The sequence below is a fragment of the Maribacter luteus genome (assembly GCF_009674825.1).
GTDB lineage: Bacteria > Bacteroidota > Bacteroidia > Flavobacteriales > Flavobacteriaceae > Maribacter_A > Maribacter_A luteus.
Map to the genome: position 1 here is coordinate 1 of NZ_WKJH01000006.1, position 14,450 is coordinate 14,450.

The 14,450-nt window shown below is 41.2% G+C and carries 2 protein-coding genes; both read right to left on the reverse strand.

The window, feature by feature from the left end; translation table 11 throughout:
- Positions 1-1,905 (reverse strand): DUF11 domain-containing protein (locus tag GJ691_RS09390; RefSeq protein WP_246200155.1); only part of this gene is annotated, 1,905 nt, incomplete at its 3' end.
- A gap of 181 nt (positions 1,906-2,086) precedes the next feature.
- Positions 2,087-14,446 carry a T9SS type B sorting domain-containing protein gene (locus GJ691_RS09395; RefSeq protein WP_343033473.1) on the reverse strand — a complete coding sequence of 4,120 codons (12,360 nt, stop codon included), beginning with the start codon at positions 14,444-14,446 and terminating at the stop codon, positions 2,087-2,089.
- Positions 14,447-14,450 lie beyond the last annotated feature (4 nt).

A 14,450-nucleotide genomic window follows, 5' to 3' on the forward strand; every position in this document is an offset into this window, starting at 1 on the left:
ATAAATATTGTCCAAACTGGCCTTTGTTACCAAGGTCAATGTTTCCAAATCCCCGGGATCCATACTGCCAACGTTCCAGTCGGGATATGTAAAAGATCCTTTTGATATGGATGAGGATATCAATTCGAGTCCCGTCGGTAAAACATCGGTCAATACCAAATTGGAAACAGGGTCTATCCCCAATGTTTCAACGGTGATCGTGAAGGTTACCGTATCCCCGTCATTTACCGTATTCAGGTCAGCGTCTTTTTTCAGTACGATATCCGGGTCACAGTAATAGGCGGTCAAGGGTTGGGAATCATAAGTACAGCCCCCTTTGGTCACACGAACATAATAATCCCCTGCGTCGGTAGGTGTATAGGTGGCACTATTGGCACCGGCGATCATGCTCCCGTTTTCGAACCATTGGTAATCGTCGAAATTTGGGTCCACTACCTCTACTTGTGCAGTAGGAAGGCATCCACCTCCTGTAACCTGAAGGTCTACTTCGGGAACTGTATCGAAACCTGAGAAATACCCGGCGATACCCCTGGCACCGTTAAACCCAATGAAGCCGACTGCGATAGGACCTGTTGATTGAACACTGACATCCCCGGTCAAATTGGGAATATAAAAGGTTTTCCATAAGCTTGTTCCTGCTACGGTCGAAGCAGTTGGCAGTGTTACCGGTCCAGAATCGTCGGTAACCTGAATATTGGCATCAGGGGTAGAGGTAGAGGCAATTATCGTCACCCCTCCAGAAAGGGTGAAGCCCGCTACATCGGTGATATCGGGAATATTGTCCATTACATCGGGTAGAAGACAGTTTACGGGAGCGACAAAATTCAATCCTTGGGTGTAAATAGCACTAGAACCCGCCATACATTGATATGCATAGGCGTCTTTTGAAGTAGTAACATACATATTGGCTCCTACAGAATTGGAAGAATAATAGCTGCTAGGTATTTCAAAATAATCCCCATTGTTAATTGTGGCAATGGGTGTTGTGGAGCCGTTTACATATATTTCAGTACCGGTTTGGGTACCAATGATTATAGGGAATTCTGTTTCACCACCAGTTCCGCCATTACCTCTAACAAAAACATATTCCTTACCTAATTTGTTTTCGGGCACTGGTTGGTCTATACCCGCATCCCTGTTGGATGAGTTAGCTTGTCTACCATAATTCAGGGACCCATTACTTATTACAATGTTCTTGTCTGCTACTATCGAAGCACCGATCCAACCTTGACTTTGAGCGGTACTGAACGTATTGCCCATGTAGGCCTCGAATACAAAGGATTCATTTTTATTTAAAATTATTTGGTAGGAGTCGTCAGTTATCCCCGCTTGATTACTGCCCAACCGAAATACACAATCTGTATCATAACCTGATAAGGTTACAGTGGTGTTATTTTCCATGGCCATGATTCCCAAGGTATTGGATTTTGATATATGTGTTCCCAAATTTGGGACACCGCCCCACTTAAATTTGGTACCCATGGCAGCCCTACCCTTTGAGGTTAAAGAAGCGGCTTGTGAACCCGAAATACCTCTATAATTTACATAAAACTCATCACCACTGGGAGCTTCAAACCGTAACCCGCACCCCTTTAATACAACACCTGTGCTGTCATTTACAACCAAAGTTATGTTGTTGTCGCCATTGGCTAAGTTATACGTGACCGGTGTTGTTTTGGATAATGAGAAAGTTGTGAGTGGAGTATTGGATGTTCCCAAATAAGCATTTACGGTGAAAGCAGTAGTTTCCGGTGTGGATAAATATACGGCTTGCTGTTGGATAGCCTGATTGTTCCCACCCTGTTTTAATGGGGGAAGATAATGTAGGTCACTCAACTGGGAATATCCCATATGAACAAAAGCCAATAGAAAAAAGGAAACAAAAAAGCTGAGTTTCATTTTCATGCACTTCAAAACTTTAATCTTAATAGTTACTCATTGTACTAAATAACGGTGCTTTTACAAGGAGTGCAATTATTAGTTGTGAAACGTTGTATTGCTGTTGTAAATGCATTGTAAGTATTGTTTAGAAAAAAACCTAAGGCAGTTTTTTTGATACTGCCTTAGGGATATTTTTTCTTATAATTTAGCGATACAAGGTAAAGTGACCTACGAATTCCCTTTCGTCCGCTTCACCGTTTAATTTGATAATATACCAATAGTCACCTGTTGGTAATTCAGTATTGTTATAAAGTCCGTCCCAACCATCTTGGTTATCCTGGAACCTGTAAACCTTACGGCCATATCTATCAAAAATATGAATATAGATATCAGGGTATATCTCGATGTTGATCGGTGCCCAAATATCTTTGGTACCATCTCCATTCGGAGTAAAGAAGTTGGGTATCTCAATATCAATGAACTCCATATAAATTTCCTGGGTAACACTACAACCGTTTTCATCGGTAACACGAACTTCATAAGTATCGGTTCTATTGATCATGTATGTGTTGTCATTACCATTTTCCACACCATCGAAATAGTAGGTGTATTCTTCTTTACCTCCTGTAGTAGTGGCCGTGATTTCGTTAATGCCTTCTTGTGTTACAACAAGTGAAAGGGGTGCGTATTCAATAACTTCAAAATCAAATGTACGTATACAACCATTGGCATGCGCTATTGTAACATAATGGTCACCAGCAGACATATTAGCGAAATCAGGTTCAAGAACAAAGTCGGCCGGATCCGTTGAATCCAATGCATAAAGCACATCATCACCAACGCTTTCATCTTCTAGGGTTATACTAAGGCTATTGTTGGGAGTATCACCGGTACATTCATATATGACCTCTGTCGTAGCATTAAGGTTAGCGCCAACTTCAACAGTAATTATGTCATTGGTTGAACATCCGTTGGCATCTTTTACAAATACAGTATAAAAGCCTGCCGAAAGGTTTTCATATAACAGTTTGTCTTCTACAAAATCACTTGATTCGTTTGAATTTAAACTTGTAAAATATGGTGCCGTTCCTCCGGTGATATCCAAGGTGATCGAACCATCACTACTCTCGAAACAAATTTCGTTCTGTACGGTGTAATCCATTTCTAAGGTAGTTGGCTCCGTTATGGTAAATTCAATCACTTCATAACAACCAAGACTGTCTTGTGCAATTACCGTATAATCCCCGGGACTTAATTCATCAAAAGTATTCTCCTCAACAAATTGATTGAGATTTGGGGAAATTGCATACAAGTAATCACCTGTACCTCCACTTAAATTAATGGTAATACTACCATCGTCCTCACCATTACAGGTAACATCCGTAATATCATAATCCAGTGCTAATGGTATAGGTTCATCAATAATTATGGCATTGGAGACGATTTCACAATCCCTACTTTGGACCCTTACATAATATGTTCCACTTGGGAGGTCCGCAAAGGTTCCATTCGTTTGGTTTGCCCTTATTTCCGTAGTTGATGCAGCATCTCCAAATAAAGCATATTGATAACTGCCAAGACCACCATCCGCGTTTGCAATTATCAATGCGGAACTATCCCCTGAGCAATTAACTTTTGCTGCTGTGGTATCCACGGTCATGGTCAAATCTTCGATAGCGTTTACTGCTATTTCGTTGGAAATTACGGAGACACAATTATAGTTGTCCTTAATGTAATACCTATAAGTGCCAACAGGCATGTTCTGGAACAAATTGGTGTCTGATCCATTGATTTCATTCATGTTGTTATAGGTAATGCCATCCTCACTCCATGTATAAGGAGCCGTTCCGCCAGAAGCAATAAGCAAAAGGTCTGCTCCTACAAGGCAACTATTTGGGTTTTCCGTGATTAATATGGCATCTACATCCGTTGGTTCTACAATTTCAACAATCGTAGTTTCAAATGAACAACCTATATCATCGGTTACACTAATGCTATAGAAGCCTGAGCCAAGTTCAGTAAAGTCTGGGCTCGTTTGTAAAGCAGAATTGCGCAACAATGTGGTACCTGAAATGTCATCATACGTATTAAGGCTGTAGCTGTAATTCGGGCTTATATTTCTTGTAGGGTCGATAATAAAAGAAATCGAAGCGTCAGTATCTCCAGTACATACTAATGTAGTATTCGTAACCGTACCTGTTAAGGCATCTGGTTCTACGAGCTCAAAGGCATCTGGAAATATTTGGGAACAACCAAGCGCATCAGTAACCTGTACATCATAATGGCCAGCTTCCAATCCTTGGAAAAGATTCGTATTCACTTGAAGGGCATTGTATGTGGAACCTGTTGTGACGTTGGTTAATACAATATCATATAAAGCTTTACCTCCAAGCGGGTTAATGTTTGCTGTTCCTTCATTATTGGAACAACCTACATTGGACGTATCTATCGTATCCAAGGTTATTGTGGCAGAAGGTGTCGTAATCGTAAATGTACGCTCTTGACTACATTCCGGGAATGCAGCCTGTACCGCCCTTACAATATAATTACCTGCTGCTACTGGTATCGTTGCAGACGTTCCTGTTCCGGAGAAAGTACCTTCATCATCTATTCTGGCAGTAGGCGTGCCATCTGCATTTAAAACTTCCCAGTCAAAATCACCTGTATAGGTGGCATCTGCAAAGGTTATTTGTATGCTACCGTCGTCACCAAAGCAAACAACATTGGATAATACATCAACATTTATGTCGAACGTATTGGGTTCTTCCACAACATGTTCTTTTGTGATCGAACATCCCGTCGTAGTATTTGTAATTTGGATGGTATGGGTCCCGACCTGCAGATCTGCGAAAATATTTGATGTTTGGGCCGTTCCAGAGGGTAATAGCCTATACTCGTAATTTCCAGGATTCGATGTATATGTGTTATTGTTTGTTACAACATCAACCCTTATTCCTTCACCGGTATTCGTAGTGGCGCAACTGATTTGGGTAATAACATGCGTTGAAGCGGAAATGAAGGGGTCATAAGGATCCACGGCAACTGTTTGCTCGCTACTACATCCATTGTCATCAATAACACGAACGATTACATCACCACCGGCAAAATCAGTATAGTTATATGTAGCGGTTAATCCACTCTGTAAGATCGTACCTGAGGCAAAATCTTCAAATTCATATCGGGAATATGATAAACTGCCACCTGTCAATGAAGATTCATCCAGGGTGATTATAGCATTATTTGTTGTGTTATCCGATGTACAACCAAATTGGGTTACAGTTGGCGTAGTAAATGCGATTACATTTGGCTGATCTACTACTATTGATGCCCTAGTAGTTACACAACCGTTAGGTCCTGTTCCTATAACATCATAAGATCCTGCAGATAAACCAGAGAATGAATTTGTAGTGGTGTCATATGTAGCTACATTAGGAACCAAAGAATATGATAAAGGATTATTTCCATTATTGACTTCTGCGATTTTAATAACTCCATCTGTTCCACCATTACAAGTTACATCTGTTGGTGTAGCGGTAAAGTCTGGCTGTATTGCCGCAGGCACCACAACTGTAAATACACGCTCACATTCCGGGTTCGATGTATTTGTGTCATAAATGGTAACCGTATAGGTTTCAGCATTGGAAATCATCTCAGTAGCATTAGTTGTAAATGGAGTCAAAGAAGCTATAGGATTTCCTAAAGAATCTTCAATCTCATAAGCATAATTACCGGAACCAGATGATGCGCTAATCAATATTTCTGCATCATTGGTACAGCCCAAACTTTCTTCTAAAGTAGCCGTAGCCTGTAATGTAGGATATACTTCAGTGGTGTGTGAGTCTGTACAGCCATTACCATCTTTTACGAAAATGGTATATGTGTTAACAGCTACATTTGTAAAAACACCACCGTTGTCTACATAAGTAGAGCCCCCATCAATCGAATACAATAAGGTTGAAGAATCGCCCACTGTGGTATTAACGGTTATTGTTGGCGATGTGCTACAATTATCAACTACGATACTATCAATGGTCGGGTTAGCGGCCAACGACATGGTTACGGTTCCTAAAGAATACGTACAACCATACTGATCCTCCACGGTTATATTATATGTGCCGGCCGGTGAATTGGCCGGGATTTCAATAGGGTTATCACTAGTTGACGTGATGTTTGTGAATGGTGATGGTCCTGTTATGGTGTAGAGGTAGATTCCCCCTCCACCGGTGATGTCAGGTATCTCTATTAATCCAGGGGTTTCACAAGAAATGTCCTGTATTGATGCAGGTGTGCCTGAAATTATATCCAATTCACTTAATATGGCATTCTCACTGGCACTGATACATTGTGATGTACCGCCGCCGTCTACCTCTTGAATTACAATATAGTATTCATTTGCAGGAAGATTGGTAACACTAATCGTGTCATCGGTAGGACCATTGGTCCCTGAATCTATAATAGTACCATTAATATCGTATAATGTCCAATCTCTATCAAATCCGGAAGGAGCAAAATTTGAAAATATGGTATAATCAATGATTCCATTTGAAGCTCCATTACAGGATGGTGTGATATCTGCTGTAATATCCATAGGGTTAGTGATAATATCATTGACGTTAACACTACTTTGCCTTACACAACCTACTGCATCCCTTACATAAAAGGTATATGTTCTACCTGGTATAAGTAGTGGGAAGGTATGCGTGATTCCAGAAGCATATTGAATGGTCCACGGATTTACAGGGGTTACCGGGTCAAAATTGGCCGGGTCATCTGAATAGGTGTATTCATAAGGTGCCGTACCATTCTGGCCACGAACACTTACTTGTAGTTCATTGCAGTTTACGATGATAGGTAATACAGTTATATCCAAATCATCTAAAGGATATGGAATTGTATATCTTTCAAAATCCGTTTGGCAAATGGTATTGCCACTAACATCGACAGTACGTATGGATGGATTTACCTCTTGCCCAGAAAGATATCCTCTAAATTCATTAGAAGTTTGCCAAGTTATCCCACCGTCACTGCTAAATTCAATTGTACCCACAGACGAAGGATAATTTTCAAAATCAAAACCAAATTCACTTGCCATTCCTGTACAATTTGCTGGGGTAATTCCTTTGATGTCAGCAGTTAGCTCATCAGGATTATTAATGGTTACATTAGGGGTTCTTGTAACCGTACAGCCACTTGCGTCTGTAATGTTGATCGTATAATCCCCTGGATTTAGGTTGTAAAATGTTCTTGTATTACTGATAACGGTAGTAACTGTTTCATTAGAAGCGCCAGCGTTATCTATATCTATAATTTCATAGGTATATGGTGCAATGCCGGATGTTACTTCTACCTCAATTGTTCCTAATCCGTCATGACACTCTGGGTCTGTCGGCGTTGCTGTAAAAATCAAGGGTGTAGCAGGGTTTACAGTTACCGTTTCCTTAAATTCACAATGTGGGTCGGCTGCACCGTTGTCCCACACATAAACATCATATGAGCCAGCATCTGCCGCTGCAACTGTAAATGAACTTGTACTACTGAAATCTACTGCTGTTACAGGGGTCGTTGTCGGAACAAAGGCGTACGCTAAGTTTCCATCACCACCACTGGCAGTAACCGTAATGTTACCATCTCCACAAGAACTAATATCCGTAACGTCTACCGTAGCATTTAAATTTGGCTGAATCACAATTGTTTCTATAGCTGAGGTACAACTATAAGCATCGCTTACTTCTACATCATAACTTCCATTCGGTAAGCCTGAAAAAGTATAAGTGGTATCGGTTGTTGGGGTAGGGGTCTGCCATGCACCACCATTTATCCTGAAGGTGTAGTCACCATTACCAGAAGTTACATTAACGGTAATCGTAGCATTGTTCGCTCCATCATAACATGTTGTGAATGATGTGTCAAAACCAATGGTTTCGGGAGCTGAGACCGTTACCGGAGCTGTTGATAATACCTCACAGCCATTCGCATCTTTTATACGTATCAGGTAATCTCCGTCGGTAACGTTGTTAAAGATGGTACTGGTTTGATAGGTAACCACGGCAGTACCTGAAGTATCCTCCAATTGGTATTCGTAACCAGGAGTACCACCAGTTGCCGAAGCTTCCAAGGTTGCACCAGTGTTGAAACATGTATACTCAGCCTTTTGTTGTAAATCGGGAACTATAGTTGCCGGAGCTGTCAAAGTTACAGATGTGGCCGAAGTTGCCGTACAAGTATTATCGCTTACCTTACGAACCATAATGTCATAGGTTCCGTCCGCCAATGTTGAAGGTGTGGTAAAGATGGCCGTTGATTCTGCGGCCCAATTCGTACCGCCATCGGTAGAATATTCATAACCGGTGACCGTATCGAAATTCTTCACTTCAAAACGGATACTACCGTCACTAGTACCATTACAAGTTGGGTTTGTGCTACCTAAAATACTTACACTGAATTCTTTGTTATCCTCCACAACGATTGTCAAATCCTGTGTGGTTTCACATACTTCAGGAATTTGGGAAGCCTGAATATCGTCCAAGACCAAGAAATTCCCATTGTCGCTATCCAAGTTGGTACGTAAGACAACACCAACGACGGTGTTTGATCCAGGATTGAAAGTTACTTCTCTTAAATGCCAGTCATCGGCATCATTGTTTTTAGGTATTGCCGTAGTAGCGGTACTGTTGATTACGTTACCTGAAGCATCTATAAGCTCTACAAGTACTTCAGGGTCGTTACCTGATGCACTGTTGATTAAAATATTGTAGGCATAAAAGGAGATGGTAATATCTTGGTTGGCCAAAACATCCAATCCGGTCCTGGACCATAAGACGTTATTGTTGCCAGCCGAGGTACTTACCCCTATGGCCATGAACCTGCCATCCGTTAAACCGGTACGGTCGTTAGGGCTTCTCCATGAGGTATTGGGGTTGGTAACGGTATTGGTCACTGCATATTCACCATTGACCAAAATACCTGCGGGGCCTAAGTTGCAAGCGGTGTTGGAGCCATCTTGCGGTTCAAAACAATATCCAGGGCCTATTTCTCCAATTTGAGTGGTTATACCTGTTCCAAAGTTTTCTAGGAATAAGGTGCTCTGGGTGGGTGTTATGGCGCTTGAATAGCCTATGGTCACTGTATGAGACCCGGCATTTACATTGTTGAACACATTACTGTCCTTAGGGGTATTCGTAGTACTGTCAATTGTGTAGGTGTAATCAAAGTCCGTGGTATTGCTCGGTGTAACGGTTATTGTTCCAGATCCATCACAAGCATAATCGATTGCGCTATCGAAACTTGGGTCGGCAACAGGGGCATCAACCGTTATTTCCATATCATATGTACAACCTAAATTATCTTTTATGGATAAATTATAGGTGCCAGCTGTTAATCTTTGTTCATTTACGCCGGTATATGACGAACCACCATCAAAACTATAGGAGTAAGGAGCTTGTCCACCATTGGCATTCAATATTTTCACTAAAGCTCCCGAAGGGTCGCAGGAGACATCTTCCACAATTGCCGCCGAAGCAGTCAATCTAAATGGTTGGTCAATCTCATACGTTAATGTTTCGGTACATCTTGATGTTGATGTACCACTAGAATCCCTTACTGTAATGGTATAAGATCCCGCATTCAAGTTATAAAATACATTTGTAGTTTGGAAAGTGGTACCACCATCCAGGCTATATTCATAAGGTGCCGTACCTCCGTTTGCTGTGATTGTTAAACTCGATGTTGAAGAATCTGCACATACAATATCTGTGTGGGATGCGGAAATGGTTACTGGACCCAAATCTTGTAGGGTGACACTATTTGAAAGTGTACTACAACCATTATCATCAAAAACGATAAAAACATATGCTCCAGCATCTGTACTGTCGGGAAACAAAAAGTCATTAGTGGTTTGTAATTCAGTTGTCGGTACATCATCCGCACTTGCGTATAATTCAACTCCATCTATACTCCATATGGCCATGTCGTAATCAGGGTCTGGGTTTCCACCATTTGGTGTTAAGGTTATCAAGCCTGAATTACAAGTAATGTTTTCTGTAACGCTTGCAGATAAAACCAAGTCGGGGTATTCATCAACAGTAATATTTTGGGTGTCTGTACATCCGTCTTCCGTTGAGGTAATTACAATATAGTCACCAGGAGGGACGCTATTAAAGGTAAAGGTGTTATCGTCAATCGCGACCTCTTCTTGAAAGAATGTTCCCGCGCCACTATTGGTGCCGTCATCTAGACGAAGTTCGTAACTATAATCAGGCAATACATTCAAGGCTTGTATTGAAATTGTTCCAAAACCAGTACAATCGGCAAGGGTGGTTTCAATATTTACTTGGTAATCCATTTCTTGGATACCGATATCCTCGGTTTCAAAAATACATGCATTATCAATCGGGTCTCCAGATATTGGGTCTAGGGTTGTGATCTGTACTTTATAAGTTCCACTGGTCGTAATATCGAAATTAGGTCCATTATTGTCTGAAAAAGGTATTACGATATTATTTGTAGTGGCATTTACAAGTTGATAACCATAACTAGAACTTGGATTTGTAATTCTTATGTTTCCAGAAGTGTTACATAAGATATCCGAAGAAATATAATCGATATCCAATGTGTTTTTGAAAACATTGAAGTAAAAACGACTGAAGCAACCATTTTCATAATTGATCACTACTCTATATTTACCACTATCGGTTACGGTATAATTATTTTGAATGGCAAGGTTTGTCCATGAACAACCGGAGTTGGTAGTGGCGCAATCATCACCTATATCCGTACAGCTTGTTTCATCCAATAGTTCCCACACGATACTTTCTGCATCGGTTATCCCTAATTGCAATGTGGCTTCATCATTTTCCCCACATAGGAATATATGTGGCATTTCACTACCGTCAATGGAACAGGATACGATTTCCCCTTGTAAATCATTATCTGTATTTACGTCTGAGTTCACTTGATTGAAGTATGTGATTATAGGGTTGGTCTGAGTGGATCCAAAACGTTCCACTGTAATAAGTTCAACTAAGTCGGCACATCCTGTAGCTCCACTTTTTTCTACAATGTAATTACCGATTTCAGTAATTACCAATGTACTCGGGTCACTATCGCCATCATCAATTGGTGTTTCCGTTGCATCTATTTGACCGTTTCCATTGGCATCTATGGCCCATGTGTACGTTGTAAACCCGGAACCTGCGGTCAAGGTGGCGAAGTCACCACATAATTGTACGGTTCTGGCTGTATTACAGTTTTCTAAGTCAGTTAATAAACTATTCGTTGCTACGGCCGGAGTTGAACTACAACTTGGGGTATTCGTTGATCCCGGTTCGTCACTGAAAGTGTTGGTATTGGTAACCCCTTGATAGGTAGAATATGCCAGGTTCTCTATGGTTTCGGAACATGCATTTACAAATGCAGAACAGTTTGATGAAAGTGTTACCGTAATACGGATAGTGTATTTAGGGTCATTGACTTCCACAAGGTTGTCCGGTATTTCAAAAGTAATGATGTTGTTAACCGCATCATGACTGTACGTTGCAAAGTCTAAAGCGCCACTAGTATCAATATTATCAACGGTTACATTGGCTGGCAATACATCTCTAATCGTAAAGGATGTAGCATTGTCATTACCGGTATTTTGGAAACGAATTACATAATCAAAGGTTTCGCCAAGGCTAATATCCTGTCCGTTTATATCATTACCGCTCAAATCTTCGGTGGTGTTTTCCAAGTTGATTTCAGGTGAGGTGACCAGGGTATAAGACGCACCGATTACTGCTCCGGTATTCGAATCGACTACAGGGGTGCCCGTACCATATTCTCCACCATCATCACCATCTGCACTGTTATCTTTATAAAACTCATCGGCATCGGTACAACCATTATCATCACTGTCCAAATCGAGATTGTTTGGGTATCCATCACCATCTGAATCAATACAAGTCTCAGGAACTAGAATGTTTATTTTTACATCGTCGATGAAATTACCGATAGAAATACTTCCATTGGCCGTAGATACGGCTTCAAAAACGAAAACGGTATTCGTTTGACCTACAGGTACGGTATAGGTTCCTGAATATAGCACCCAAGCCGTATTGTCCGTGGTCATTGTTTCTTGTACGGTGGCACTGGCAAGATCCGCCCCGATTCTCAATTGCATCACATCGGTGCCGGCTCTACCCCTGTGTCTTACCGACCAGCTCATTTCGGTACCTGGTGTTAAGCATAAGTTTTGGTATAGGGCACCATAATTATTGGCGTTAAGTTCTACGTGTTGGTTGCCATCATAGGAATTTACACCCGAGTACCCTGATTCCCAGATTTCAATTTTCTTATCGGTTGCGGTTGAAAACCATCCAGGAACACTACTTTCATCAAGAATCGCCATATTTGAAATGTCCGGGTCTTCAAAACTTTCGTTCACTATGGATTCAAAACAAAACGCACCTTCGCATTCATCACTATCATAAATACCGTCATTGTCGTCATCGACATCCACAATATCTATAACACCATCATTGTCAAAATCGTTGTGTACAATAATATTGGCCGACATTATATCTTCCGTGATGTTTTCATCAACTTGGTCCTGGGTATGGGTAACAGTATTGGTAACGTTAATCAATGGTGCTACGTCAATTTCATCACCCACTACCTCAAGCTCTAAAAATACAGGCTCTCCAGGTTCAAGGGTTCCAATATTCCAAACTGTGCCGTTCCAGGTTCCCGTAGTAGTGGAACCTTTGACAAGTGTTAAACCGGCAGGAATGTTATCTGTTAGTTGTAAGTTGGTAACAGGTTCAAAGTTTTGATTCTCTACTCTAATTGTAAAAGTCGCGGTCTCCCCTTCAACGATTTCGGGCTTGTCCACTGTTTTATTTACAACGATATCCCCTTCACAGTAGAAAATAGTAATGGCTTGTGAATCGTAGGTACAAGGCCCTTTTGTTCCTCGAACATAGTAGTCACCCGCGATTGTTGCGGCATATTCGAATGTATTGGCCCCTTCAATCAATTGGCCGTCAAAAAACCATTGGTATGCATCAAAATTGTCATCTGAGGCCTCGAAAATGGTCGACCCAGAGAAACAATCCCCCACGGTACCCCCATTAATTTCAAGGACTACCTCTGGTACGGTATCAAAACCTGAAAAATAACCCGCTACACCTTGGGCCCCATTATATCCAAAAAAACCGATAGCCATTGGCCCGGTTGATGTTACGCTGATGTCACCATCTAGATTTGGAATAAAGAATGTTTTCCAGTCATCGGAACCTGCCACTGCATCGGATGCTGGTTTGGTGATTTCCACCCCATCTTGGAAAACCTTAATGTTTTCATCCGGCGTATTTACCGATGCGGTAATCGTTAAACCTCCGGTAACCGTGGATCCGGCAATGTTACGAATGTCCGGGATATTGTCCATTACATCTGGCAAAAGACAGTTTACGGGAGCAACAAAATTCAGTCCTTGCGTGTACAAGGCACTTGACCCTGCCATAGATTGATAAGCATATACATCTTTTGATGTTTGTACAAGCATATTTGCACCTACTGTATTAGAAGAATAATAACTGCTCGGTATTTTATAGTACTCACCATCATCTATCGTTGCTATAGGTGTAGTACCACCATTTACGAATATTTGTGTGTTATCAGCGATGGCAATGACAAGTGGAAATTCCGTATACCCGTTCGAATTACCATTACCCCTTACGAAAACATATTCCTTACCAAGTCTGTTTTCAGGAACAGGTTGGTCAATACCGGCATCCCTATGGCTTTGGCCAGATTGACTACCGAAGTTTATCATCCCGTTACTTATGACTATATCTTTATCCGAATCGATCGATGCACCGATCCAACCATCCTCATGTGCTGAGGTCGGAGAAGTACCGATATAAGTTTCAAAAACAAAAGACTCGTTAGCATTAAGTGTTATGGTATAAGAGTCAGCAGTTATACCGGCCCTGTCGCTGCCGACCCTAAATTCACAATCAGAATCATAACCTGATAATGTTACCGTTGTATTATCCTCAGTTGCCATGATACCCAAAGTGTTTGATTTAGAAACATGACTACCTAGGTTCGGAACACCTCCCCATTTAAACTTGGTGCCCAAGGCTTGTCGGCCCTTGGCAGTTAAAGAAGCTGCTTGTGAACTGGATTTTCCCCTGTAGTTTACATAGAATTCTTTACCACTGGGAGATTCAAATCGTAGACCACTATTGTCAAGAACGACCCCGGTATTACTATTGTCTACCAATGTAATGTTATTGTCCCCATTACCCAATGTCCAAATCACCGGATTGAGATTGTCAATATTAAAAGTGTTTATGGGAGAAGTATTTGTACCTCTGTATACATTTACCGTAAACGCGGTTGTTTCAGGAGTTGACAAATATATGGCTTGGTTTTGTATCCCTTGATTATTTGCCCCTTGCTTCAAAGGTGGTAGATAATGCAGGTCACTTAACTGGGCAGAAACCTTAATGCTTGCTAAAAGGACAAAAAGAAAAAGGAGAATACTCCTTTGATAGTTTGGTTTGGTTATAATGCTTGTATACACGAGG